Here is a 24,413-nt window from a genome sequence, read left to right as displayed (position 1 = left end):
CCCTTGGTGTCCACGGCCGCTTGCGATATGTTTCAGAAACCTTGGCTGGACCGGGACCTGAAATGAAAGCGCCGCCTCATCTTTTCAACGAAGTTCAACGCCAGACCGTGATCGACGAATATCGCCTCACCCAGGGGGGTGCGGACCTGGGCCTGGACGGCATCGTGCGGCTCGCGGCACAAGTCTTCAACGTGGAAATGGCGCTGGTCACGCTGGTCGAACACCAGCGGCAGGTCTTCATCGCGCGGCACGGCATCGATGTCTGCGAAACCGCCCGCGACATCTCCTTCTGCGGCCACGCGCTGGACCTCGGCATCGACGAGATGCTGGTGATACCCGATACCACCCTCGACCGCCGTTTCGCCGACAACCCGCTGGTGGCCAGCCCACCCTTCGTGCGTTTCTACGCGGGCTGCCCGCTGCGCACGCCGGCCGGCCACGTGCTGGGCACGCTGTGCATCGTCGACGGCAGGCCGCGCAGCGGTTTTTCGGCGGCCCACCGGGAAAGCCTGGCCGACCTCGCAGCACTGGTGATGGACAAGCTGGAAGCACGGCGGGCGGCGCTGGTGCAGTCGTACAGCCAGTCGCGTTTCGAGAACATCACCGCCACTTCGCCGGACGGCATCATCTGCGCCGACAACCAGGGCCGCATCACCTTCTGGAACGAGGCCTGCGAACGCCTTTTCGGCTACGACGCCGTCACCGCCATCGGCTGCAACATCGACATCATCGTGCCCTTGGCCATGCGCGGCGGTCACGGCGGCGGCCTCGAACGGGTCGCGGCCGGCGGCACGCCACGGCTGGTCGGCACCACGGTGGAACTCGAGGCCGCGCACATCAGCGGCCGGCAGTTCCCGATCGAGCTGTCGCTGTCGATGTGGCGCGAGGCCGGCCTGGCCTGTTTCGGCGCCATCATCCGTGACATCAGCGCGCGCCGCGCCGACGAGGACCGGTTGTTCGAACTGGCCCACGTGGACGCTCTTTCGCGCCTGCCCAACCGCCGGGTGCTGCTCGACCGCATCGCCGACCAGATCGGCCGCCAGCAGCATTTCGCGCTGCTGATGCTGGACCTAGACGGCTTCAAGGACGTCAACGACACCCGCGGCCACAACGCCGGCGACGAGGTGTTGCGCGAGGTGGCCCGCAGGCTGGTGGAATGCGTGCGGCCGACCGACACCGTGGCCCGCCTCGGCGGGGACGAATTCTCGGTGCTGCTGCCCGACTGCGACGACGAGGCGAGGGTGCTGAGGATCGGCGAATGCATGCGCGCCGCGCTGGCCCTGCCCTGCCACATCACCGGTGGTTCGGCGCATGTCACCGCCAGCATCGGCGTGGCGTTTTCGCCCCGCCACGGCGAGCGTGTGGCCGACCTGCTGTCGGCCGCCGACCTGGCCATGTACCAGGCCAAGACCGACGGCCGCAACTGCATGCGTTTCTTCATGCCTTACATGCGCCACGCGGTGCTGCACCGCCATGCCTTCGAGACCGAGATCCGGCGGGCGGTCGAGCAGGAGGAATTCGAGCTTTTCTACCAGCCCCAGGTGCGAGCCACCGACGGTGCGCTGCTGGGCGTGGAAGCCCTGATCCGCTGGCGCCATCCAGTCCAGGGCCTGCTCGCGCCCGGGTCGTTTCTGCCGACCGTCGAGTCCGGCCCTTTCGCCGCCGCCATCGGCCGCTGGGTGATGGCCGCCGCCTGCCGCCATGCCGTACACCTGCGGCGATCGGTGCCGGGGCTGACCATGGGCGTGAACCTGTTCGGCGCCCAATTCCGCACCGGCCTGCTGGCTGCCGAGGTGACCGACATACTGGCGCAGACGGGCCTGCCCGCCGAAGCGCTGGAGCTGGAGATCACCGAGAACATCATCCTGCGGCACGACGACATGATGCTGGCCCCGCTGCGCACCCTGCATGCGCGCGGCGTGGGCATCGCCTTCGACGATTTCGGCACCGGCTACGCATCGCTCAGCCTGCTCAAGCGCTACCCGCTGACCCGACTGAAGATCGACCGCAGTTTCATCGAGGACGTGTGCACCGATCCGGCCGATGCGTCCATCGTGGATGCCATCGTTTCGATGGCCGGCAGCCTGGATTTCGGCGTCATCGCCGAGGGCGTGGAAACCGCCGGGCAGCGCGACTTCCTGCTCGCCCACGGTTGCCAGGCCATCCAGGGCTATTTCTATGGAAAACCGATGTCGGCCGGAGATCTGGACCGATTCATCGCGGCACGTTCTCCTGCGTACTGAAGAGTGCATTTGGCTACGACGGGGCATCGGGTCTGGTTTAGCTTGTGAGTCCTGTCCAACCAACCGAATGACGGAGACGCCGCATGTCCAAGATCACCACACTGAACGAGCTCGCCGAAAAGATTGCCGCCATCGACATCTGCATGCTGTCGACCCACACCGAGGGCGGCAACATCGCCAGCCGGCCGATGAGCAACAACGGCGAAGTGAACAGCGAAGGCGATTCGTACTACTTCACCTGGGACGAATCCCGCATGGTCGATGACATCGAGGCCGACTCGAAGGTTTCACTGGCCTTCCAGGGTAGCAAGGGTTTCATGGTCGCGGTGGAAGGCGTGGCCGAGCTGGTGCGCGACAAGGCCCGGTTCCAGGAGCACTGGACCCCCGAACTCAACGAATGGTTCAAGGACGGCGTCGACACCGAAGGTGTCGTGATGATCAAGGTGCACGCCACCCGCGCCCATTACTGGGACGGTGAGGAAAGCGCCGAACTGAAAGTTTGACGAAAGGTCGGTTTCCCATGAAAACCTGTCTTCCCCTCCTCGGCCTGGCCCTGTCTGGCGCCCTGCTCGGAGGCTGCAACAAGGCGCCGGGCGACAGCCCCGCCAGCACGCCGCCGACGCCCACCGCGCAGTCGATGGCGCCGGCTTCCACCGAGCATCCGAGCAAGCCGGATTCGCTCAGGAACCACGACCCGAAGACCGAGGCACCGGCACCCGGCGCGGGTGAAGGCGCTTCGGCCTCTACCGATCCCTCGCAGAAGAAATAGGCCTGGATGCGGCGGGGGATCAGCCCCCGGTGCGCGCCAATATCCGCGCAGCCACCGACTCGATGCCGGCCGCCGAAAGATCGGCCGTTTCGATCCGGTCCCGACGCGCCCACAGCGCAAAATGCCGTGCTTGCGAACGTTCGTAATGCGGGTCGTAATGCAGCGACACCAGCTCGGCGAAGAGCGGCGCCAGAGCCCGTTCATGTGCCCACTGCTGCCAGCGGGCGACGTTTTCCCTGCCCTGCAGCTCCTTCAGTTTGCCCAGCTTCTCGACCAGTGAATCGGGCGCATCTCCGAGGTACGCATAGTCTTCCAGCAGGTAGGACTGGCGGGCTTCTGCAGTGGCAAGCACTTCCACGCAGGGCGCGGCACGCATCCGCGCCACCAGTTCGACCGGCAGGTTGATCTGGCCGATGCGCGGGCTTTCGCCTTCCACATACACGTTGCGCGACAGGTCGAAGCCTTCCAGCCGCACGCCCAGCAGGGTTTCGAAACCCTTTTGCGAAGGCTGCGGCCGGCCCGGCATTTCGCCCAGCAGCGAACCCTTGTGGCTGGCCAGGTGTTCCAGGTCCAGCACCTGCGCGCCTTGCGCTTCCAGTGCCTGCAGAACCCGCGTCTTGGCGCTGCCGGTGGCGCCGCACACCACCACCAGTTTCAGCCGCGGGCTGGCCGCGTCGATCTGGTCGATGACATGGCGGCGAAAACTCTTGTAGCCGCCGGTCAACTGCTCGGCCTTCCAGCCGACCAGGCGCATCCAGGTAACCATCGAGCCGCTGCGCAGGCCGCCACGCCAGCAATAGATGAGGGGTTTCCAGCTGGCCGGTTTGTCGCCCAGATAACCGTCCAGGTGGCGCGCCAGGTTGGCCGCCACCATTCCACCGCCGACCCGGCGCGCCTCGAAGGCACCGGTCTGCTTGTAGAGCGTGCCGACGATGCGGCGCTCTTCGTCGTCCAGCACCGGGCAATTGACCGCGCCGGGAATGTGGTCCAGCGCGAACTCGGCAGGCGAACGGGCGTCGACGACGGCGTCGAAACCGGCCAGGTCGCCGGCACGCACCAGCGGGCGCTGGCTCATGCGGCCACCGTCAGGCGTATGCCGCCGGCCGGCTTGTCGGTCACTTCCCCGATCACCGCAGCCTCCGTGAAACCGTGGCGATGGAACACCGCCAGCACTTCGTCGACCGAGCCCGCATCACAGGCCACCAGCAGACCGCCGCTGGTCTGCGGATCGGTCAGCAGGACATGGTCGGCGTCGGCGAAACCGGGGGGCAACTGCACTTCGGCGCCGTAACCTTCCCAGTTGCGGCCTGACGCCCCGGTGACGGCGCCCTGTTCGGCCAGCGTGCGCACGCCTTCCAGTAGCGGCACATTCGACCAGTCGAGCCGCACTCCCGCCTGCGCGCCGCGCGCCATTTCAAGTGCATGGCCTGCCAGGCCGAAACCGGTGACATCGGTCATGGCGTGCACCCCGTGCAGCGCCGCCAGGTCGGGGCCCGGGGTGTTCAGCTGCGTGGTGACGGCGATCATTCGTGCATAGGCCGCCTCGCCCAGCACTTGTTTCTTGAGAGCGGCCGACATGACCCCGACCCCCAGCGGCTTGCCCAGCACCAGCCGGTCGCCGGCCTTGGCATCGGCATTGCGTTTGATGCGTTTGGGGTGCACCACACCCAGCGCCACCAGGCCATAGATGGGTTCCACCGAATCGATGGTGTGGCCGCCCGCGATGGGGATACCGGCCGCCTGGCAGACCGCCTGGCCGCCGGCCAGGATCTGGCCGATGACTTCGGTCGACAGCACCTTCACCGGCATGCCGACCAGCGCCAGCGCCATGATGGGTTTGCCGCCCATGGCGTACACATCGCTGATGGCATTGGTGGCGGCGATGCGGCCGAACTCGAGGGGATCGTCCACGATGGGCATGAAGAAATCGGTGGTGGCGATCAGGGCTATGTCGTCGGTCAGCTGGTAGACGGCCGCGTCGTCTGCGGTCTCGATGCCCACCAGCAGTTCGGCCGGCACCGGCATGCCCTTGGTGCTGCGCAGGATGTCGCTCAGCACGCCCGGCGCGATCTTGCAGCCGCAGCCACCGCCGTGCGAGAGGGATGTGAGGCGTGGCGAAGGTGCAGGCGACAGGGCAGGAGTGGGGGCTTGGTTCATCCCCCGAAGTGTCGCACCGACATGCTTTTCGGTTGTAATGCCGCGTCAATCAAAACCCACCGGGACCTCTCCGGCGCGACCCATGAAAATTTTCCATTCCCGCTGGCTCAAACCCGTCTTCGCGACCCTGGTGCTGGCCACCGCCATGTGTGCCCAGGCGCAGCAGAAGGTGTTCCGCATCACCGCCATTCCGGACGAGTCTCCCACCGAGTTGGCCCGCAAGGCGGCGCCGCTGGTGAAGTACCTGGAAGGCAAGCTGGGCATGAAGGTCGAGTTCACCCCGGTGACCGATTACGCGGCCTCGGTCGAGACCCTCATCAACCACAAGATCGACCTCGCCTGGTTCGGCGGTTTCACCTTCGTTCAGGCATCGGCCCGCTCGGGCGGCAAGGTGATTCCGCTGGTGCAGCGCGAGGAGGACGAGAAGTTCAAGTCGGTCTTCATCACCGCCGACCCGGCCATCAAGACCCTGGCCGACCTGAAAGGCAAGGACGTGAGTTTCGGCGCGCAAAGCTCCACCAGCGGCCACCTGATGCCGCGCAGCTTCCTGCTGCAGGCCAACATCGACCCTGACAAGGACTTCCGCCGCGTGGCCTACAGCGGCGCGCACGACGCCACCATCGCAGCCGTCGCCGGCGGCAAGGTCCAGGCCGGCGCTGTCAACATTTCGGTCTGGGAAAAGTTCGTGGCCGACAAGAAGGTCGACACCGACAAGGTGCGGGTGTTCTATACGACGCCGCCGTACTACGATTACAACTGGTCGGTCAGCAGCGACATGCCCGCCGAACTGCGCAACAGGATCACGCAGGCATTCCTGGCACTGGACGCATCGACGCCCGAAGGCAAGGAAGTGCTGGGCCTGCAGCGCGCCACCCGTTTCGTGCCGACCAGGGCCGAGAACTACAAGGGCATCGAAGCCGCCGCCAAGAGCGCCGGCCTGCTCTGACCGCCGAATGAAGCTGGCGCTGTGCGCCGTGTTCGCACGGCACCCATCGGCGCCTCGCGGCAGTGCGGTGCTGCGGGGCGTCGACCTCTCGCTCGAATCGGGTGAACAGGTGGCGGTCATCGGACCTTCGGGTGCTGGCAAGACCACGCTGCTGCAACTGGCCAGCGCCGGGCTGAAGCCGGTGGCCGGCAGCGTTTCGCTGGACGGCACCGACCCCTGGACATTGAGCGTGCGTGCGCTGCAACGCCAGCGCGGCCGGCTCTTTCTTTCGCACCAGACGCCGCCGCTGCCGCCCCGCCAGCGGGTGGTCACCGCCGTGCTGGCCGGCCGGCTGCCGGAGTGGAGCCTGGGCAAGAGCCTGCTGTCGCTCTTCCATCCGCAGGACATCGCCGGGGCGCAGGCTGCGCTGGAGCGTTTCGACCTGGGCGACAAGCTTTTTTCACGCGTGGACCGCCTTTCCGGCGGCGAACGCCAACGGGTAGGACTGGCCCGTGCATTCATCTCGCCGGCCCGGCTGTGGCTGATCGACGAACCGCTGTCGGCCCTCGACCCGACCCGATCGCAACAGGCCGTCACCGGCCTGACCGCTGCCGCCCGTGAACGCGGCATCACTCTGCTGGCCAGCTTGCACCAGGTGGACATCGCGCTGGCGCATTTCGACCGCATCGTCGGCCTGCGTGATGGTCAGGTGGCCTTCGACCTACCGTCATCGCAGGTCGGTGCCGACCGGCTGGCCGCGCTGTATGCGCAGCATGAACACGAACTGACCGAGCCGCTGCCTGCCACCCCATCCGAAGCCACGGCAGAGCGCGCAACCGTCCTGATGCAATGCCGGTGACCCACCGTGACCCCGCGTGGCGCGGCCGGCTGCTGTGGGTCGCCGCGGCCTTGCTGCTTTTGTGGCCTGCGCTGGTCGCCACCGAGTTCCGCCCCTGGCTGCTGTTCGACCCGACCGCACGGCAATCGACCGGTCGTTTTCTGTCGGCGTTTTTCCCGCCGGCCGCCGACCCTGGATTCCTCCGCCTGGTCGCCCACGAGACCTGGCGCACCGTAGCCATCGCCACCGCCGGCATCAGCCTGGGAATGGTGATCGCCGTGCCCGGCAGCCTGCTGGTGACGCGTTCGCTGTCGGTCTCGGCGCTTTCCGGCCGCATGGCCCGGCTGCCCGCCACCGCGCGGCAATCGTTGCGCTGGGCATTGATCGTGCTGCGCAGCATCCCCGAACTGGTGTGGGCCCTGGTCTTCGTGCGGGTGGTCGGCCTCGGCCCCACGGCCGGTGTGCTGGCCATCGCCCTGACCTACGGCGGCATGCTGGGCAAGGTCTACGGCGACATCCTGGAAAGCAGCGACAACAGCACAACGGCCGCGCTGCTGGTCAACGGCAGCGGCCGGCTGCAGGCCTTCTTCTACGGCCTGCTGCCACAGAGCGCGGCCGAGTTGGCGTCGTACACCGTGTACCGCTGGGAATGCGCCATCCGCTCATCGGTGGTGCTGGGTTTCGTCGGCGCCGGCGGACTCGGACAGATGCTGGACACCTCCACCAGGATGTTCGCCGGCGGCGAGGTGGCGACCATGCTGATCGTCTTCGTCCTGTTGGTGGCTTTGGCCGACCGTGCGAGTGCCTGGCTGCGGGGGGCTTTGGCATGAGGTCCGTCGACATGCTCCGCAGCAAGGCCTGGTGGTTCTGCGTCGGCCTGGCGGTGCTGGTGGTGGCGAGTTTTCGGGAGCTGGATCTGCAATGGGCCGCCTTTTTGTCGCCCGGCGCGGTGCAGGGCATGACCCGATTCGTCGGCGAGTTCTACCCACCGGAGATGTCGCCCGGCTTCCTGCGCAGGATCCTGGCCGCATCGGGAGAGACGCTGGCCATGTCGGCCCTGGGCACCCTGCTGGCCGCCATCGGCGGCGTGGTGCTGTCGCTGCCCGCCAGCGGCGCGGCCTGGGTGCGGTCGCCTGTCAGGCTGCTGCTGAACGCCCTGCGGGCGGTGCCAGAACTGGTGTGGGCCGCATTACTGCTCATATCGGCCGGACTCGGCCCGTTCGCAGGCACGCTGGCCCTGGCGCTGCACACCACCGGCGTGCTGGGCCGGCTGTTTGCCGAAGCCATCGAGAACAGCCCGGGCGGCCCCGCGGCGGCCTTGCGGGCCCAAGGCAACGGCGGCGTCCGGGTGTTCTTTTATGCCACGCTGCCGCAGATATTGCCGCAGCTGGTTTCCTACACCCTGTACCGCTGGGAGAACAACATCCGCGCCGCCGCCATCCTGGGTGTGGTCGGAGCGGGCGGCCTGGGGCAGATGCTGGCCTTCCACATGGGGCTGTTCCAGATGGGGCGTACCGCCACCGTGCTGATCGCCATGCTGGTATTGGTGGCGCTGGTGGATGCGCTGAGTTATCTATTACGCCGGTGGATGTCACGCTGACCTGCTTCGCCAGCCGCGGTATCGATGAGTAAGCGGCCGAGAAATTCATCGATTAACCGACACTGACCGCGCGTCCAGTACCTTGAGCGTGGTGTAAATCGCCCAATCCAGCGCCTGATTAGCCAGCCGACCAGCAGCTTGCCGTACATTACACGGCATGTCTTGCATATCCATAATCAGGCCACTGCCTCATATTATATTCTGGGCCGGTGCAGCCACCTGCGCATGTGCACAGACAGCCGAACGCCCACATTATCAATTTTCACCCGTCAACCAATATGGCGTACAACTGACGGCGAGTTATTGGAACCCCATCATTCATTATGTATCCAAGGTCAGCGGTGTCGATTTGAGTTTGAAAATCGGTCGCACCTCGGCAGACACCACCAGTTATGTCCTGGCCCAGGAAGTCGATTTTGCTTTCACCAACCATCTATTCAGCCCCAGCCGCGCGCGAATGGGCTGGACCGTAGTGGCGCGCCGTAACGCACCGCCGGTACGCTCGCAAATTGCGGTGATGGATGACTCCCCGGCTCAAACGCTGGGTGATTTGAAAGACAAGGAAGTCGGTTTCCCCGGTCCCGAGGCTTTTGTTGCATACAAGGTTTCATATGCCCAACTGCTGAACCAGAACGTACCCGTCAGAGTGGTTTTTGGCGGAAACATGGACAGCGCGCTGACCCAGCTGGTCAATGGCAAGGTGGCCGCCGTTGGCGGCAATTCGCAATTGCTGGCGGGTTATGCCACACGCGAAGGCCGAAAGCTGCGCATTCTCTGGAGCTCGGAGCCATATCAAGACCTGGCGCTGATGGTGTCGCCGAGGGTGCCCGCCGCTCAGGTACGCGCGGTGCGTGACGCTTTTGTCGGCATGGCCACGACCGCCGAAGGACGAGCGGTACTGCAGAGATCGTCCGACACGGCCGGATTGTCCAACGCCACCGGGTTCATCGCCACCGACGACCGGGAATATGACAACTACCGGCGTTTTTATGAAACCGCCCCTCAAAAATTACGCTGAAGGTCTGCCTCGGACCTTTTGACCACGCTGTGCAATTACTTCCACGCTCCCTGCTGAATCGGGTCTTTCTGTTATGCGCATGCATATCGATTGTCCTGCTGTTCGGCAGCATTGCCATGTTTCTTCGCGGCCAGCTGGTGCGCGAGATCGACGATGCGAACGACATGAGTGTCATGGTCGTGGAGATCATTGCACAATCGGTCGCGGATGCCGCCGTGGTAAATGACCTCGACGCGATCAAACGCACTCTGGACGCAGCGGTCAACCGGACGCCTTTCGCCACGGCGTCTTATCTCGAGGTCACCGGAATCCCTACCACCTCTACCGCGTCCCCCAGAAAGTCCGGTGCGCCTCAGTTTATCGAGGACAGGGTAAAAGAACGTCTGCCGGACGCCAACCGCATCATCGAAGTCGGCGGACGCGATTATGGTGTATTACGCCTGGCATTTTCAACCGAAGGTGTCTCCGATTATCTTTGGAAGACGTTTCTGCATGCCCTGATATTTGGTGCCCTTGCCACCACCGGTGGCTTGGCCCTGATGCGGATCCTGCTCGCGCGATGGTTATCCAAGCTGGCGCATCTGCAGCTTTTTGTCGAACAGATCCAGTCCGGTCAGCTCGATGCAAAAGCCGATGTGCCGACCGACGCACCCGACGAAATCCGCAAGACGCTCGAGCAGTTCAACTCGGTTGTCGCGCGTTTCGTATCGACGCTGCAACACGAGAAGAAACGTGCCGAGGTCACGCTGCATTCGATTGCAGACGGCGTCATCACACTGGACCCGGCCTGCCGTGTCACCTATGCCAACCTGGCAGCCGAGCGCATTCTCAGGCAGGCCCGCGGCGCATTGCAGGGGCAGGCGCTGGACGAGGTTCTGCCGATGGACGGCAAAGGCGCAAACGCATTTGTCAACGTGGCGCTGCCGGGTAATCGTTCAGCCGTGCTCGAACTGTCGCGTGCGCCGTTGCAGGACCAGCAGGGTTCGTTGTCGGGCGAGGTATTGGCGTTTCGCGACGTCACGCAGGACCACGCGATACGTCGCGACCTGCAGCGGGTTTCCCTCGCGGTGCAACATGCCGCGAGCGCCATATTGACCACCGATTCGGCCGGCCGTATCGAATATGCCAACCCGACCTTCACTGCCATGACGGGTTATGCATTCGAAGAGATCTGCGGGCAGACACCCCGGTTTCTCAAATCCGGACAAGTGGACCCGGCGATTTACACGGAACTGTGGTCTGCGGTGCGTGCCGGCCGCATCTGGCGCGGCGAAATGGTCAACCGCTGCAAGAACGGCTCGGAATTGTGGTGCGGCCTGACCGTTTCGGTGGTCCTCGACCGGGACGGAAAACCGGTCCAGTTCGTATCGGTCATGGAAAATACGACCGAACGCAAAAGAGCCGAAGAAACCATTTATCGCCTGGCCTACTTCGACTCGCTCACGACATTACCCAATCGGCGGATGTTCATGGAACGCGCCGGAAAATCCATCGAAATGGCCGGTGTGGGCAACCGCCCATTGTTCATCTGCTATCTCGATCTCGACGGATTCAAGAACGTCAACGATTCGCTGGGTCACCATATTGGCGACCTGTTACTGGCGAGTGTCGCCCAGCGCATCACACGCTGCCTGGGCAACGGAGATTTTCTCGGGCGTATCGGTGGCGACGAATTTGCGCTGCTCTTGCCCAATGCAACCGTCGACTCGGTACGGCAAATCGGAAAATCCATCATCGAAACCTTCGATATGCCGTTTTCGATCGAGAACCACGATATCCAGATCAGCACCAGTGTGGGTGCCGCGGCTTTCCCACAAGACGGGCTGGATGTGGCGAACCTGCTGCGCCGCGCAGACATGGCGCTGTACAAGGCCAAGGAAATGGGCAAACGCCGCCTGGTTTTGTTCTCGCAAGAGATCGAGACCGACAAACTCGAACGGTCGCAACTCGAACTCGCCCTGCATGTTGCTTTGGCACGCCAGGAGTTTCAGGTGCATTACCAGCCGAAGGTCGAACTGGCCAGCGGAAAAATCGTCGGGGCCGAGGCCCTGATGCGCTGGAACCATCCGGACAAAGGCATGATCGGCCCCGACCGTTTCATTCCCCTTGCCGAAGAATCCCGCCTGATCATCCCGATGGGCCATTGGATCATCGATGAAACCTGTCGCCAGATTCGTGCCTGGAACGATGGCGGCATGCCGGGCATTCGGGTCGCGGTGAATATATCGGCCGTACAGTTCCGCTCTCACGATCTGGCTGAAGATATCGCGCGCATCGTCGCCCGGCACGGCATCCGACCAGACCAACTCGAACTGGAAGTAACCGAAAGCGTGCTGATGGAAGACCCGGAAGACGTCGCCAGGATCATGGCGCGACTGCGGGATATCGGGTTGACCATTGCCATCGACGATTTCGGTACCGGGTTTTCGTCGCTGGCGTACCTGAAGACTTTCCCGGTGGGAGTGTTGAAGATCGACCGGACCTTTGTCCGGGACCTCGAAACCGACATCAACGACAAAGGTATCGCGGAAGCCATCGTGTCGATGGCGGCGGTGCTGGGCATGCGGGTCGTGGCGGAGGGCGTGGAAACCAGTGCGCAGGCGGTGATCCTCGAAAACATCGGTTGCGGACTGGCTCAGGGATATCTGTTTGGCAAACCGATGAACAGCAGGACGTTCGAAGCGCATTGGCATGCCCGGCAGGTCGCTGCTGGGGGAACGACCGAAACCATATTCGGCGGACAGCCAGAATCCGCGACCAGCTGAAACACCCTCACCCACCGGAAACCATGGACATCGTCGTTGCGGATCCGTCTCGCGAAGTCCCAACCCCAAAAACCCGAAAAACCAAACTACCCCGCCACCCCGACCCGGCTCCTCGCCCGCAGCGCCTTCCCCAGCACTTCATGAATCACCGCCGGGTCAGCCGGCTTGACCAGGTGGGCATCGAACCCCGCGCCGGTAGTGCTCTCGATATCGCTGATGGCGCCGTAACCGGTCAGCGCCACCACCGGCAGGCGCCCGCTCAGCGCGCGGCCGATGTCGATGCCGCTGCCGTCCGGCAGGCCAAGGTCGGTCAGCACGATGTCGAAGGAATCGTTCGCTGCGATCTGCAGCGCGGCGGCACAGGTCTCGACATGCACCGGCGACCAGCCGAAGGCTTCCAGGCACAGGCTCAGGGTTTGCGCCGCGGCCAGGTTGTCTTCCACCAGCAGCACCCTGAAACCCTCGGTCTCTGACGCGGCCTTGAGCTGAGGCGCGGCGGCCGGCCGCCTGATTTCGGCGGTTTTCGCCGCCACCAGCGGCAGCCGCACGGTAAAGGTCGCTCCCTGCCCCGGCCCGTCGCTGTACGCGCTCAGCGTTCCGCCGTGCTGCTGCGTCAGGTGCCTTGCGATGGCCAGTCCCAGGCCCAGGCCGCCGAAACGGCGGGCGACATCCTTATCGGCCTGCTCGAAGGCCACGAAGATACGTTCCATCACCTCGGGTTTGATGCCCACGCCCTGGTCGGTGCAACTGCAGGTGATGAAACCGTCGGCGTCGATGCGGCTGGACAGCCGCACCTCCCCGCCGGTCTCGCTGAACTTGAGCGCATTACGCACGATGTTCGACAGCACCTGCTGCAGTCGTGCGTCGTCGCCCACCACCCAGGCCGGTTCGTCGGCGGCCTCGTACACCAGCCGCACGCCCTTCTGTTCGCTCTGTTCCTGGCTGGTCTTGACCACCTGGCCCAGCACTTCACGCATGTCGACCACTTCAGGCTTGATGCTCAGCTTGCCGGTAGAGATGGCGGAAACGTCCAGCAGGTCGTCGATCAACCGCGCCTCGAGCACCACGTTGCGCCGGATGGTGGGCAGCAGGTCGGCGTACTTGTCGGGCACGGTGGCGACCTTTTCCAGCAGATGCGCGGCGAACTTCATCGACGACAGCGGGGTGCGCAACTCGTGCGACAGCACCGCCAGGAAACGATCCTTCGACTGATTGGCCCGCTCGGCTTCGTCCTTGGCGGCGCGCAGCAATATTTCTGCGTTGCTGCGCGCGGCACGCTCGGCCACTTCACGCATGGCCCGTTCCAGCACCACCGGCAGGCGCGACAGGCGGCCCTTGCTCACGTAGTCGGTGGCGCCCTGCTTCAATAGTTCGACCGCGTTGTCTTCGCCGATGACACCCGACACGAAGATGAAGGGCACGAACGGCGCGTGCTCCCGCGCGTGGGCCAGGGCCTCGCTGCCGCTGTAGCCCGCCAACTCGTAGTCCGACAGGATGGCGTCGAAGCTGCCTCGGGCCAGGGCATCGACGTAACCATCGCCGTCCGACACCAACACCAGCGTTGCACGCGGATAGGCTTCCTTCAGTTCTTCCGACAGCAGTTCGGCATCGAAGGGCGAGTCTTCCAGCAACAGCAGCTTGAGAGGCAGGTCGGAAGACTCCGACAGCTTGCGTTCAGTCATAGCTTCGGATCGCCTTGAGCGAACCCGGCGGCGGCTCGTTGAGTACCGCCCAGAACATGCCCAGGTCGGCGATGGCCGAGACGAAGACCTTGAATTCGACCGGCTTCACCACATAGGCGTTGACGCCCAATTCGTAGCTGCGCACCAGATCGGTTTCTTCCTGCGAAGAGGTCAGCATGACCACCGGAGTAGCGCGCAGCGTGGGGCTCTTGCGGACGGCTTCGAGCACTTCGAGGCCGTTGACCTTCGGCAGCTTCAGGTCCAGCAGGATGACCGCCGGATTGCCTGCTTCGCGGTCAGCGTGTTCGCCTTCACGGAAAAGATATTCAAGCGCCTGTGCACCGTCGCGCAGCACCACGACTTCGTTGGCGAGCTGGCTGCGTTCCAGGGCGAGCAGGGTCAGTTCGAGGTCACGTGGGTCGTCCTCGACCAGCAGGATCGGTTTAATCATTTTTCAGCTTGCGCAGGATTTGCGGGATTCGATTCACTCTTTTGCGGGAGCAGGAAGCCGAAGGTCGCACCGACGCCCGGTTCGCCCCTGGCCCAGACACTGCCGCCGTGCCGCTCCACGATTCTCTTGACGTTGGCCAGGCCGATGCCGGTGCCTTCGAAGTCTTCGGACTTGTGCAGCCGCTGGAACACGCCGAACAGCTTGGCGACGTACTGCATCTGGAAACCGACGCCGTTGTCTTCCACTTCCATGCCGACGAAACCCTCGCTGGCCACCGGCCGGATGGTGATGACCGGCGCGGCCTGCTTGCGGGTGTATTTCACTGCGTTGGACAGCAGGTTGCGTGCGGCCACCTGCAGCAGCACCGGGTCGGCCGGCATCGAGCGGAGGCCGGGCTCGACCTTCCAGGTGATGTCGCGGGTCGCATCCTGGCGGGACAGCTCGCGGATCAGGCTGGCGACCATTTCCTCGGCGTTGACGTCGCGCAGCTTGAGCGCCGAGCGGCCCATGCGGGAGAAGTCGAGCAGTGCATCGACCAGCTGGCCGGCAAAGGCCGAAGCGTCCTTCACATGGCCCAGGTAGCGGTGCGAACGGGGGCTGAGCAGGCTTCCTTCGGATTCCAGCACCAGGTCGACATAACCGGCGATGTGGCGCATGGGTGCACGCAGGTCGTGCGACACGGTGTACGAGAAGGCTTCCAGTTCCTTGTTGACCTTGCTGAGTTCATTGGCCACCGCCGCCACTTCTTCGGCACGTTTGAGCACGATGCCGATGAGGGCCTGGCGCAGTTCGTTGACGGCGCTGACCTCGGCGGTGGACCAGGGCCGGCTGCGTCCGCCGACCTGTTCGACCCAACTCGTGAAGCTGCGCCGGGGGTGGATGCGGCCGGTGGCGTCGGCGACCATCTTCTTGTGCGGCTCGCCGGCCCAGGTGATGGTCTTCACGATTTCCGGGCGAAACCACAGGATGACATGGCGGTGCACCCGTGAAATGGAAAGCGCCAGCACACCGGCGACAGCCGCGCCCTGCCCGGCCTCGGCATTTGCAGACGGGAAGGCCGTGGACAGCTGGTCGACGTCATAAACGTCGCGGCCCGTGTTGGAAACCCAGTCGGCCATCTCCAGCAGCCGGGTTTCGTCGGGCGTTTCGCCTGCCGTCCACGCCTGGTCGTCCAGCACCACCGCCGCACCCGTGGCGTGGGCCATGCGCAGCAGCAGCGTGGGTTCGGAAACCAGGCCGCGCAAGGTCGGGTCGCTGTCGGAGAGATGCGCCACCAGTTGCAGCGTGATCTTGCGCAGCGACAGGCGGGATTCGACCTCGGTGTTGGCCTCCTTGGCTTCGACCAGCATCGACAGCAACTGCCCCAGGTGACTGCAGGCGGCGCGCACTTCCGGTACGAGGAAACGGGGCTCGTGGTTGTGGCATGAAGCCAGGCCCCAGAGTTTTCCATCGACCACGATGGAGACCGACATGGACGCCAGCGTGCCCATGTTGCGCATGTATTCCAGATGCACCGGCGACACGCTGCGCAGGTAGGCCAGGGACAGGTCCAGGCTGCCGGGCTCGACGGCGGTCGTGTCGGTGGCGAGCAGGGCGACCGGTTCGTAACCCGCGTCGGGTATCAGCCGGAAGCGGTTGGCCAGGTACAGCTCGCGAGCCTGGCGCGGAATGTCAGAGGCCGGGAAGTGGTGGCCGGCATAACTGTCGTAGCCGGCGTCGAGGGCCTGTGCCAGCACTTCGCCGTGGCCGTCTGGGTCGAAGCGATAGATAAGGCAACGGCCGAAACCGGTGAGCCGTTTCAGTTCGCGCGCCGCGATATCGAGCAGCGCCTGCACCTCGGATACGCCCTGCAGCTGCGGCAGGAAGTCTCGCGCCAACTCGTAGAGCGGGGCTTCCAGCGCCGCCTTGGGGACGCGTGCTTCGAATTCGACGATGACCACATCACCCAGCCGATGGGCCCAGGCGGAAAGCGCCTGCCCATGCAGATCGAAACCGCCCACCGCGACGGCCGCATGGCCAGGCGGCAAGGACCGGAGTTTTGCTTCGCCCAGGCCGGACCGTGCAGCCCGGGCGACCGAGACATCGCCCCAGTTCGCGCTCCAGAACCTGACCTCCAGCGCCTCGGCATCCAGCGCCAGCAGGTAACCGTGCGGCTGGATCGCGCCCGGCACCCGGATGGGCTCGCGGTCACAGGCGGTGATGTCGATGGCGGGCATGGATCGAACGGAGGCCCGCTGGCGAAAGCGGCAGTTGATGCGATGGAAAACCCAGGATCATCGTCGGTTCAAACCGAAATCCTTGTCAGCCGTTTCCTACGCTTACGTCTTCAAGCTGCGGATTCCATGTCTTTTTACATGCGTCGGTACATCCGGGCAGTTGCGCACGGGTCCGATTCAAGGCTCCGTGCCTGCCTGGCGCCGGTCAGAAGTCGAACCTGGCGTTCACCGAGATGGTGCGCGGACTGCCGAATGCGATGAGTTGGGCATTGGGCGTCGTGCCCTGCAGGTAATCCCGGTCGAACAGGTTCTTGATGCTCAGGTTCACACCCCAGCTCCTCTGCTGGAAACCCGCGTTGACATCGAACAGCGCATACCCCGGCAGGTTGACGAAATAGGTGCCGCGTTGCGCCGTGCGATCGCCCTGGCTGCGAATGCCCGCGCCCATGTTCCAGCCCATCCTGTCGGGCTGGAAATAATATTGGCTGAATAGCGAAGCTGCGTTTTTCGGCACGTGGTTGATACGTTTGCCGATTTCGCTGGCGGTCACGCTCGCGGTGGTTTCAGCGCTCGGGATATAGCTGTAGGCCGCCGAGACATTCCACTGGCGGGTGACGGCAGCTGCCAGTTCGGCCTCGAAACCGCGCGTGGTCTGCTCGCCGGTCTGAATGGAGTAATTCAGGGTGGCGTCGGTCTCGGTGACGTTGGTGCGTTTCAGGTCATACAGCGCCACATAACCCTGCAGCCGCTCGGCCAGCGCCTGAAACTTCATGCCGATTTCGGCCTGTTTGCCGGTCTCGGGGTTGAGCAGGGTTCCGTTGGCACCCGAATCGGTCACCGGCTGGAAAGAGGTGGAATAACTGACATACGGCGCGACATGTTCGTTGATGCGGTACATGACCGAAGCGCTGCCGGTGAAAGGGCTGTCCGAGTTCTTGACGGTGGTGTTGTTGATGCGGTTGCGGATCTCGACCTGCGTGAAGTCCTGCCGGCCCGACAGGCCGATGACCCATCTGTCGTCGATCTTGATGGTGTTGCGGGTATAGATGCCGGCGTACTGGTTATAGGTCAGGTTATACGAAGGGGTTCCGGTCCTGATGGATGTGACGCCGTATTTCATGGTCCGCACGTCGAAGGAGTTGATGTTGTCGACGCGGCTGTAGTAATCGCTTCTTTCACGCATCAGGTCGACACCGACGGTCAGGTCGTAATTGATCCGCGAGAAATTGAAGTTGCGCTGCAGGTAATTATCCCAGGCGAAATTGACGTCCTGCTTGTCCTGATAATTGATCTGGCGGGTGACTACCGGGAACGTGGCATTCGCCGCGGAGAACACCGAGTTGCTCCAGCTGCGGCCCTGGCTGATCGCAAAGTTCTGTTTGTAGACCCATTCGCTGTCGAAATAATGGGCGTAGCTGTAGCCGATGCGGTAGACGTCGACCGAATAATGGCGATCCGGTTCGCCGGTGAAGACGTTGCGACCGTAACTGGCGTAATTGGCCGGCACACCCTGGTTGCGCACGTAATTGCGGTGCTGGTAGCTGGCGATGACCGACAGGTCGTTGCGGCGGTCCAGGTCGAAGTTGTACGACGGCGAGATGTAGTAATTCTTGAAGTACACATAATCCGTCGGATCATCCTGATCGGACACCCGTCCGACGACACGGAATGCACCTTTTGCCGTGCCGTTGGGCGACCGGTTGACGTCGAAAGTGGTTTCCTTCAGCCCGTAATTGCCCACGGTCACTTCGGCACGGTTGAACGATTCCGGCTGCGGGCGTTTGGTGGTCAGGTTGACCAAACCGCCGGGTAATGTCATGCCGAAACCCACCGAGGTCGGCCCTTTCAGCACTTCGATGGAAGAGATTCCGGAAATATCCTCGGCGCGCAATACGTTGGTGGAAGACTGGGTGCGCAGGCCGTCGACATAAGTCTGTGCGCTGGAAATCTGGCCGCGAATGATGAAGTCGTCCCAGCCGCGCCGGCCATAAACGCCGGAAGACACTCCGGCCACACCTTCCAGGGCTTCGGCCACCGAACGGTTCTGGCGTTCGGCGATCTGCTGGCCGGTAATGACACTGACGGATTGCGCGGTGTCGAACAGACTGGCGTCGGAGCGCAAAACACTGGGCGCCGTTTTGGCCGCATAGGTCTTTTCATTATCCTGGCGCTTTTCGGCCTGGACGGTGACGGTCTGCAGCTCCGAACCCGGCGGAGTGGCGGATTGCGCAAAAACCAGGGAGGAACCCGCGGTCAATGCGACGGATGAAGAAAACCGCAATATGCCGAGCGTGACATTATTCTTGCGAAGGGAGGGCGTGCGACGGATGTACATGGTCAATATGACGGGTTTTTTTTGATAATCGCTCAGGCCATTGCCCAATCGACGGCAGCGTCGAAAAGTTTCTTGCCGGCATCGGACAGAACCGGAAAGGTTTCGTTGTCCAGGAAAAACATCACGCGCCGCGCGGGCGCCAGCGATTCGTAATCCATCGTGGCGCCCTTCTCGTAGCCGAAGATGGCCGCCTTTTCAGGCTGGCCGTACAGCGTGGCGATGGTCGTGGCTCCCGGGCCGGCCTTGCCCCAGTTCATGGGGACCTGTTTTTCGTAGGCCTTCACCACACCGGCAGGCAGGCCCGCCGCCATCGGGTGCGGCGCGTTGACCAGCCAGACGTAGCGCTGCTTTTCCGCACTGCCAAAGTCGGTGTCGACGCGTTTGCCGGTCATCGCCATGTCGTCGAGCAAGTCGCTTTCCCAGGTCAGCAACGGCACCGGCAGGTTGCGGTAGGCCCCCAGCAAGTCGTTGGAACGGACGGTGGAAGACAGCACGACCAGGTCGGCCTCGAGCGCGGCGCTGGCAGGCGCGTACTGGCTCTGCAGGGTGACGGCGAAACCGCGGTCGGTGAGGTATTGCCGGATCTGCTGGTCGACCGGCAGGCTCTTGCCTTCCATGCGCACGACCAGAAAGATCTTCCTGGCGGGCGTTGCCAGGGCGGCGAATGCGGGCCGGGACAGGCTGGTGGCAAGCAGGCTCGCGGACAGCAGGGCGGCGCGGCGGCTGCGCAGCAATGGCGCTCCAGGCAGATGCGGCAGTTCGGAGTGGTTCTTGGTAGTCATCTCCCGGTAAGCCGAACGAAACTCGAAAAGATGAAAGTCTCCGAAGAGGTATCAGCAGCCGTTCAAAAAAGTCCCGAACGTGCGACGCAGCTTCGATGGTGTACGCGCCACCTGCCGGCGGGTCCGCGCTTCGCGCCTGGGGGCATACGCCATCGGCGGCGACCGCAACCCGACGGACGGCCACCTGGACACCTTCAATGCGCCGTATCCCAAGCTCCTCTATTTTTCTGAAGCGGCTGGAACGGGCTGTTGAAACAGTCGCGGGCCGGTGTCTTCCATGCCCCGCTGACCGCCGTGACCCGGAGCCCGTGTGCCGGCGATAGCAGAATGGGGTGCATCCGCCCGCCGGGGCGCGTCGTTTCGAAGCCAGCCTTTCCATGTCAAATCCAGCCGCCACCGCCAGCGAGGCGAAACCCGATTCGTTCTCGCTGCGCCGCATCGCCGTCGTGGCCTTCGGGCCTTCCCTGCTTTTCGGCATCGGCGAAGGGGCCATCCTGCCGATCATCCCGCTCACCGCACGCGAACTGGGCGCCTCCATCCCGATGGCTGCGATGATCATCGCGCTCATCGGCATCGGTTCGCTGATCAACAACATCCCGGCGTCGGCGATCACCATGCGTTTCGGTGAACGCTGGGCGATGGTCGCGGCCGGCCTGTGGAGCGCGGTCGGCATGGGCCTGTGCCTGTTGACTTCGCAGCTCATCCTGCTGGCGGCCGGATGCCTGATGGTCGGCATGTCGCAGGCGGTCTACAACCTGGCGCGCCAGAGCTACATGAGCGAAGTGGTGCCGCCGAACTACCGGGCGCGCGCGCTGTCGGCGCTGGGTGGGGTGATGCGGATCGGCATGTTCGCCGGACCATTCATCGCGGCCGGCGCGGTGCACCTGTTCGGTCTGGAGGCGGCTTATGTGGTCGGGCTGGTGGCGGTGCTGGCGGCCGCCGCCCTGGGTGCCCGCATGCCGGACCTGCAGGCACCGCCCGTGCCGCCCGGCCAGTCCGAACCGGCCCGCGTCACGGTAGCCTCGACGTTGCGCGAACATCGCCGTGTTTTCCTCACCCTGGGTCTGGCGGTGCTGCTGGTGAGTGCGGTGCGGGCATCGCGGCAGGCGGTGATTCCGCTCTGGGCCGACCACCTGGGCCTGGCGCCGTCGGTGGCATCGTTGATCTACGGCATGTCGGGTGGCATCGACATGCTGGTGTTCTATCCGGCCGGCAAGGTGATGGACCATTTCGGCCGGCGCTGGGTGGCCGTGCCGTCGATGCTGATCATGGGCCTGGCCCTGCTGGCGATGCCGCTGACGGCCGGTGCGACCACCTTGCTGCTGGTGGCCATGGCCATCGGTTTCGGCAACGGCATCGGCTCGGGAATGATCATGACGCTGGGCGCAGACCATTCGCCGCGCCACGGGCGGCCGCACTTTCTGGGGGTGTGGCGCCTGCTGTCGGACATCGGTTCGTCGGGCGGCCCTGCCCTGCTGTCACTGCTGGCCGGCAGCCTGTCGCTGGCCGCCGGCATCGCGGTCACCGGGGCGGTCGCGCTGGCGGCGGCGGCGGCGCTGGGGTGCTGGATTCCGCGTCGGGGCGGGTGACCGTCGACCTTTCGATGAACTCCATCGGTTCCATGGTCGTGACCTGCCGGAAGGCGATCGCGAACCGTGCTGCCGCTGGCGGATGTACGGCAGGCCCTGGAACCATCCGAAACCGGCCGCACGCGCGGCAAAACGGTTCTTCGAGTCGCGCAGGCGATCTGAGCAACCGGCGGACGGTTGAAAAGGCCGGCACCCGGCGTCGTTCCAGGCGCTGATTCACCAGGGCAGGCACTGCCCGTCGTACGCGCGGAAACCACCGCTTTCATCCGGCATCAGGCCGTCGAGCACGGTCAATAACTGCCGGGCCGCGTCGCTGGCGGGCCGCCCGACCAGCGCGCCGCGGAACGGTGCAGACAGGGCCGAGTCCACGGTCCCGGGGTGCAGCGCTGCGATCACCGCTTGTGGATGGGTACGCGCCAGTTCGATGGCGGCCGTCTTGACCACCATGTTGAGGGCAGCCTTGGAGGCACGGTAGCTGTACCAGCCGCCCAGGCGGTTGTCGCCGATGCTGCCCACCTTGGCCGACAGCACGGCGAACACGCTGCGCTCCCCACGCGCCAGCTGCGGCACGAAATGCCCCAGCGCCAGGGCGGGTCCGATGGTGTTGACCGCAAAACTGGCCGCCATGTGCTGCGCGTCGATGTCGCCAAGACGTTTCTCGGGGCCGCCGGTGGGGCCTTGCAGCATGCCTGTGGCCACGATCACCAGGTGCCAGGGGCCTTCGTCGAGCAGAGCCTGAGCGGCTTCGCCGATGCTCGCCGGCAAATTGAAATCGATCGCCGGCCGGCTGGCGCGTCCCAGCGCACGCACATGTGCGCATTCGGGGTCGGCGCGCAGCTGCATGACCAGAGCGCCACCGATGGCGCCCGAGGCGCCGATCACAAGCGCTCTGTAGCCGGAGCGGAGTGACAGCATCGGGCGCTGCATGAATACCGGGGCACGGCTGATGCGTTCGAGTGGTGGAGCGGCAGGCCCGACGCCTTATTCGACGGTCACGCTCTTGGCCAGGTTACGCGGCTTGTCGACGTCGGTGCCGCGCGCCACCGCCGTGTGATAAGCCAGGAGCTGCAGCGGCACCACGTGCAGCAGCGGGCTCAGCGCGCCGTAGTGCTCGGGCATGCGGATGACGTTCATGCCCTCGGACCGCTCGATGCGGGTGTCGGCGTCGGCCAGCACATACAGCACACCACCGCGTGCCCGCACTTCCTGCAGGTTGCTCTTCAGCTTTTCCAGCAAGGTGTCGTTGGGCGCTACGGTGACCACCGGCATTTCACTGGTGACCAGCGCCAGCGGGCCGTGCTTGAGTTCGCCGGCGGCATAGGCCTCGGCGTGGATGTAGGTGATTTCCTTCAGCTTCAGCGCGCCTTCCAGGGCGATGGGGTAGTGCAGGCCGCGGCCCAGGAACAAGGCGTTTTCCTTGGCGGCGAACTCGTCTGCCCAGGCCATGATCTGCGGTTCGAGCGCCAGCACCGACTGCAGCGCGATGGGCAGGTGGCGCATGGCCTTCAGGTGGGCGGCCTCGGCTTCGGCGTCCAGGAAGCCCCGGCTCTGCGCCAGCACCAGCGTCAGCAGGAACAGTCCGGCCAGCTGGGTGGTGAAGGCCTTGGTGCTGGCCACGCCGATCTCGGCACCGGCACGGGTGATGTAGGCCAGCTTGCATTCGCGGACCATGGCGCTGGTGGCCACGTTGCAGATGGTCAGCGTCTGTTCCATACCCAGCTTGCGGGCATGCTTGAGCGCGGCCAGGGTGTCGGCCGTTTCGCCGGACTGGCTGATGGTGACCACCAGCGTGCGCGGGTTGGGCACCGAGCTGCGGTAGCGGTATTCGCTGGCAATCTCGACCTGGGTCGGGATCCTGGCGATGGATTCGAGCCAGTACTTGGCGGTGCAGCCGCTGTAGTAGCTGGTGCCGCAGGCCAGGATCAGCACGTTGTCGATTTCCTGGAACACACGCCAGGCGCTGGCACCGGTCTGGCCGTCCCGGCCCTGGCCGTCGAACAGCTCGGGCACGATGCCGGCCACGCCTTCGAGGGTGTCGGCAATGGCGCGGGGCTGCTCGAAGATTTCCTTCTGCATGTAGTGGCGGTACGGGCCGAGTTCGGCCGCGCCGCTGTGCGCCTGCACGGTGCGCACCGGACGTGCGGCGTTGTCGACCCTGACATGTTCGCCGCCTTCGCCCAGGTTGCTGATCCAGTAACGGCCCAGTTGCAGATCGACCACGTCGCCTTCTTCCAGGTAGACGATCTGGTCGGTGACGCCGGCCAGCGCCATGGCGTCGCTCGCCAGGAAAAGTTCTCCACCGCCGCTGTCCTTGGCGCCGACACCCATGATCAGCGGCGAGCCGGCGCGCGCGCCGACCACGCGGTGCGGCTCGTCACGGCAGAACACGGCGATGGCGTAGGCGCCATGCAGCTGCTTGACCGCCTGTTGCACGGTTTCGTACAGGTCGCCGTCGTACAGGCTGTCGATCAGGTGGGCGATGACCTCGGTGTCGGTCTGGCTGGCGAATTCGTAACCCTTGGCCTCGAGTGCGGCGCGCAGCTGGTCGTGGTTTTCGATGATGCCGTTGTGCACCAGCGCGATGCGGCCGGGGCGGTGGGTCAGGCCGTCGATGGTGTTCGGGCCGTGGCTGAAATGCGGGTGGGCGTTGTGCACCGCCGGAGCGCCGTGGGTGGCCCAGCGGGTGTGGGCGATGCCGGTACCGCCTTCGACCTTGTCGGTGGCGACCTGGGCCAGCAGTTCCGCAACACGCGAGGTGCTGCGCGATCGGCGCAGCGGTCCTTCGGTGGCATTGACTGCCGCCGCATCGTAGACCGCCACGCCGCAGGAGTCGTAACCGCGGTATTCAAGGCGCTGGAGGCCCTGGACGAGGATAGGAACGATGTTTCGGGTGGAGACCGCGCCGACGATGCCGCACATAGATGACTTACCTTGGAATGAAGTTGCAAGTCGATCGTATGACCGACGCGCAAAAATTTTCAGCCAATTAATCGGCAAGTTTGGGCGAAAATTTCGGTATGCATGAAATATGGAATCTTCGTTC

General features: G+C 64.5%; 20 protein-coding genes. 11 read left to right on the top strand and 9 right to left on the bottom strand.

Annotation, left to right across the window (positions count from 1 at the left end; translation table 11 throughout):
- Positions 1-62 precede the first annotated feature (62 nt).
- From AC3ANW_RS01940 to AC3ANW_RS01930, 3 genes are all read left to right on the top strand, one after another.
- On the top strand, positions 63-2,243 hold the full coding sequence (locus AC3ANW_RS01940) for a putative bifunctional diguanylate cyclase/phosphodiesterase (RefSeq protein WP_488343526.1): 2,181 nt from the start codon (positions 63-65) through the stop codon (positions 2,241-2,243).
- An 83-nt stretch (positions 2,244-2,326) separates the two neighbouring features.
- A complete protein-coding gene (locus AC3ANW_RS01935; RefSeq protein WP_488343525.1) occupies positions 2,327-2,746 on the top strand; it encodes a pyridoxamine 5'-phosphate oxidase family protein in 420 nt (139 codons plus the stop codon).
- Between the two features lie 17 nt (positions 2,747-2,763).
- Positions 2,764-3,012 carry a hypothetical protein gene (locus AC3ANW_RS01930; RefSeq protein WP_488343524.1) on the top strand — a complete coding sequence of 83 codons (249 nt, stop codon included), beginning with the start codon at positions 2,764-2,766 and terminating at the stop codon, positions 3,010-3,012.
- 19 nt (positions 3,013-3,031) lie between these two features.
- Here AC3ANW_RS01930 and mnmH read toward each other — a convergent pair whose 3' ends face one another.
- Positions 3,032-4,087, bottom strand: a complete 1,056-nt coding sequence (mnmH, locus tag AC3ANW_RS01925) for a tRNA 2-selenouridine(34) synthase MnmH (RefSeq protein ID WP_488343523.1) — start codon at positions 4,085-4,087, stop codon at positions 3,032-3,034.
- Positions 4,084-5,169 (bottom strand): selenide, water dikinase SelD, encoded by a 1,086-nt coding sequence (gene selD / locus AC3ANW_RS01920; protein WP_488343522.1) that lies wholly within the window; start codon positions 5,167-5,169, stop codon positions 4,084-4,086. Before selD ends, mnmH begins: the two co-directional genes overlap by 4 nt.
- A 145-nt stretch (positions 5,170-5,314) precedes the next feature.
- Here selD and AC3ANW_RS01915 point away from each other — a divergent pair, with 145 nt between their 5' ends.
- The 6 genes from AC3ANW_RS01915 (at position 5,315) to AC3ANW_RS01890 (ending at position 12,315) form a co-directional block, all read left to right on the top strand.
- Positions 5,315-6,115 carry a putative selenate ABC transporter substrate-binding protein gene (locus AC3ANW_RS01915; protein WP_488345332.1) on the top strand — a complete coding sequence of 267 codons (801 nt, stop codon included), beginning with the start codon at positions 5,315-5,317 and terminating at the stop codon, positions 6,113-6,115.
- A 7-nt stretch (positions 6,116-6,122) separates the two neighbouring features.
- Positions 6,123-6,953, top strand: a complete 831-nt coding sequence (locus tag AC3ANW_RS01910) for a phosphonate ABC transporter ATP-binding protein (protein ID WP_488343521.1) — start codon at positions 6,123-6,125, stop codon at positions 6,951-6,953.
- Positions 6,944-7,762 (top strand): PhnE/PtxC family ABC transporter permease, encoded by an 819-nt coding sequence (locus AC3ANW_RS01905; protein WP_488343520.1) that lies wholly within the window; start codon positions 6,944-6,946, stop codon positions 7,760-7,762. The genes AC3ANW_RS01910 and AC3ANW_RS01905 overlap by 10 nt, the downstream gene beginning before the upstream one ends.
- Positions 7,763-7,773: 11 nt before the next feature.
- On the top strand, positions 7,774-8,532 hold the full coding sequence (gene phnE, locus AC3ANW_RS01900) for a phosphonate ABC transporter, permease protein PhnE (RefSeq protein ID WP_488343519.1): 759 nt from the start codon (positions 7,774-7,776) through the stop codon (positions 8,530-8,532).
- Positions 8,533-8,689: 157 nt separating this feature from the next.
- Positions 8,690-9,550: a phosphate/phosphite/phosphonate ABC transporter substrate-binding protein gene (locus AC3ANW_RS01895; RefSeq protein WP_488343518.1), complete on the top strand. Its 861-nt coding sequence runs from the start codon at positions 8,690-8,692 to the stop codon at positions 9,548-9,550.
- A 29-nt stretch (positions 9,551-9,579) separates the two neighbouring features.
- The gene (locus AC3ANW_RS01890; RefSeq protein ID WP_488343517.1) at positions 9,580-12,315 is read left to right on the top strand and encodes an EAL domain-containing protein; all 2,736 of its coding nucleotides are present in this window, start codon (positions 9,580-9,582) and stop codon (positions 12,313-12,315) included.
- 86 nt (positions 12,316-12,401) lie between these two features.
- Here the strand turns inward: AC3ANW_RS01890 and AC3ANW_RS01885 are convergent, their stop codons facing one another.
- The 5 genes from AC3ANW_RS01885 to AC3ANW_RS01865 form a co-directional block, all read right to left on the bottom strand.
- Positions 12,402-13,997: a hybrid sensor histidine kinase/response regulator gene (locus AC3ANW_RS01885; RefSeq protein WP_488343516.1), complete on the bottom strand. Its 1,596-nt coding sequence runs from the start codon at positions 13,995-13,997 to the stop codon at positions 12,402-12,404.
- Positions 13,990-14,448 carry a response regulator gene (locus AC3ANW_RS01880; RefSeq protein ID WP_488343515.1) on the bottom strand — a complete coding sequence of 153 codons (459 nt, stop codon included), beginning with the start codon at positions 14,446-14,448 and terminating at the stop codon, positions 13,990-13,992. Before AC3ANW_RS01880 ends, AC3ANW_RS01885 begins: the two co-directional genes overlap by 8 nt.
- Positions 14,445-16,664 carry an ATP-binding protein gene (locus AC3ANW_RS01875; protein ID WP_488343514.1) on the bottom strand — a complete coding sequence of 740 codons (2,220 nt, stop codon included), beginning with the start codon at positions 16,662-16,664 and terminating at the stop codon, positions 14,445-14,447. The genes AC3ANW_RS01880 and AC3ANW_RS01875 overlap by 4 nt, the downstream gene beginning before the upstream one ends.
- A 205-nt stretch (positions 16,665-16,869) precedes the next feature.
- Positions 16,870-18,999: a TonB-dependent siderophore receptor gene (locus AC3ANW_RS01870; protein WP_488343513.1), complete on the bottom strand. Its 2,130-nt coding sequence runs from the start codon at positions 18,997-18,999 to the stop codon at positions 16,870-16,872.
- 32 nt (positions 19,000-19,031) lie between these two features.
- On the bottom strand, positions 19,032-19,781 hold the full coding sequence (locus AC3ANW_RS01865; RefSeq protein ID WP_488343512.1) for a hypothetical protein: 750 nt from the start codon (positions 19,779-19,781) through the stop codon (positions 19,032-19,034).
- Positions 19,782-19,860: 79 nt separating this feature from the next.
- Between AC3ANW_RS01865 and AC3ANW_RS01860 the strand changes: the two genes are divergently transcribed.
- Positions 19,861-20,034 (top strand): hypothetical protein, encoded by a 174-nt coding sequence (locus AC3ANW_RS01860; RefSeq protein WP_488343511.1) that lies wholly within the window; start codon positions 19,861-19,863, stop codon positions 20,032-20,034.
- A 124-nt stretch (positions 20,035-20,158) separates the two neighbouring features.
- Entirely contained in the window at positions 20,159-21,370 is a 1,212-nt protein-coding gene (locus AC3ANW_RS01855; protein WP_488343510.1) for an MFS transporter, read from the top strand.
- Positions 21,371-21,586: 216 nt separating this feature from the next.
- Here the strand turns inward: AC3ANW_RS01855 and AC3ANW_RS01850 are convergent, their stop codons facing one another.
- Together AC3ANW_RS01850 and glmS are read right to left on the bottom strand one after the other, a co-directional pair.
- A complete protein-coding gene (locus AC3ANW_RS01850) occupies positions 21,587-22,285 on the bottom strand; it encodes an SDR family NAD(P)-dependent oxidoreductase (RefSeq protein ID WP_488343509.1) in 699 nt (232 codons plus the stop codon).
- Between the two features lie 66 nt (positions 22,286-22,351).
- Positions 22,352-24,289 carry a glutamine--fructose-6-phosphate transaminase (isomerizing) gene (glmS, locus tag AC3ANW_RS01845; RefSeq protein ID WP_488343508.1) on the bottom strand — a complete coding sequence of 646 codons (1,938 nt, stop codon included), beginning with the start codon at positions 24,287-24,289 and terminating at the stop codon, positions 22,352-22,354.
- Between the last annotated feature and the right edge of the window lie 124 nt (positions 24,290-24,413).

Source organism: Xylophilus sp. PBN-3R (assembly GCF_057747805.1).
The sequence above is the reverse complement of the archived record's forward strand: the minus strand, read 5'-3'. Positions and strand labels throughout refer to the sequence as shown.

What these genes read in the sequence shown, in the direction of transcription:
- AC3ANW_RS01880 (WP_488343515.1), bottom strand. Translation starts at nt 14,448, where the DNA reads ATGATTAAACCGATCCTGCTGGTCGAGGACGACCCACGTGACCTCGAA.
- AC3ANW_RS01905 (WP_488343520.1), top strand. Translation starts at nt 6,944, where the DNA reads ATGCCGGTGACCCACCGTGACCCCGCGTGGCGCGGCCGGCTGCTGTGG.
- AC3ANW_RS01875 (WP_488343514.1), bottom strand. Translation starts at nt 16,664, where the DNA reads ATGCCCGCCATCGACATCACCGCCTGTGACCGCGAGCCCATCCGGGTG.
- AC3ANW_RS01865 (WP_488343512.1), bottom strand. Translation starts at nt 19,781, where the DNA reads ATGACTACCAAGAACCACTCCGAACTGCCGCATCTGCCTGGAGCGCCA.
- glmS (WP_488343508.1), bottom strand. Translation starts at nt 24,289, where the DNA reads ATGTGCGGCATCGTCGGCGCGGTCTCCACCCGAAACATCGTTCCTATC.
- AC3ANW_RS01910 (WP_488343521.1), top strand. Translation starts at nt 6,123, where the DNA reads ATGAAGCTGGCGCTGTGCGCCGTGTTCGCACGGCACCCATCGGCGCCT.
- AC3ANW_RS01895 (WP_488343518.1), top strand. Translation starts at nt 8,690, where the DNA reads ATGTCTTGCATATCCATAATCAGGCCACTGCCTCATATTATATTCTGG.
- AC3ANW_RS01885 (WP_488343516.1), bottom strand. Translation starts at nt 13,997, where the DNA reads ATGACTGAACGCAAGCTGTCGGAGTCTTCCGACCTGCCTCTCAAGCTG.
- AC3ANW_RS01870 (WP_488343513.1), bottom strand. Translation starts at nt 18,999, where the DNA reads ATGTACATCCGTCGCACGCCCTCCCTTCGCAAGAATAATGTCACGCTC.
- AC3ANW_RS01940 (WP_488343526.1), top strand. Translation starts at nt 63, where the DNA reads ATGAAAGCGCCGCCTCATCTTTTCAACGAAGTTCAACGCCAGACCGTG.
- AC3ANW_RS01930 (WP_488343524.1), top strand. Translation starts at nt 2,764, where the DNA reads ATGAAAACCTGTCTTCCCCTCCTCGGCCTGGCCCTGTCTGGCGCCCTG.
- AC3ANW_RS01850 (WP_488343509.1), bottom strand. Translation starts at nt 22,285, where the DNA reads ATGCTGTCACTCCGCTCCGGCTACAGAGCGCTTGTGATCGGCGCCTCG.
- AC3ANW_RS01935 (WP_488343525.1), top strand. Translation starts at nt 2,327, where the DNA reads ATGTCCAAGATCACCACACTGAACGAGCTCGCCGAAAAGATTGCCGCC.
- phnE (WP_488343519.1), top strand. Translation starts at nt 7,774, where the DNA reads ATGCTCCGCAGCAAGGCCTGGTGGTTCTGCGTCGGCCTGGCGGTGCTG.
- selD (WP_488343522.1), bottom strand. Translation starts at nt 5,169, where the DNA reads ATGAACCAAGCCCCCACTCCTGCCCTGTCGCCTGCACCTTCGCCACGC.
- AC3ANW_RS01915 (WP_488345332.1), top strand. Translation starts at nt 5,315, where the DNA reads ATGTGTGCCCAGGCGCAGCAGAAGGTGTTCCGCATCACCGCCATTCCG.
- AC3ANW_RS01855 (WP_488343510.1), top strand. Translation starts at nt 20,159, where the DNA reads ATGTCAAATCCAGCCGCCACCGCCAGCGAGGCGAAACCCGATTCGTTC.
- mnmH (WP_488343523.1), bottom strand. Translation starts at nt 4,087, where the DNA reads ATGAGCCAGCGCCCGCTGGTGCGTGCCGGCGACCTGGCCGGTTTCGAC.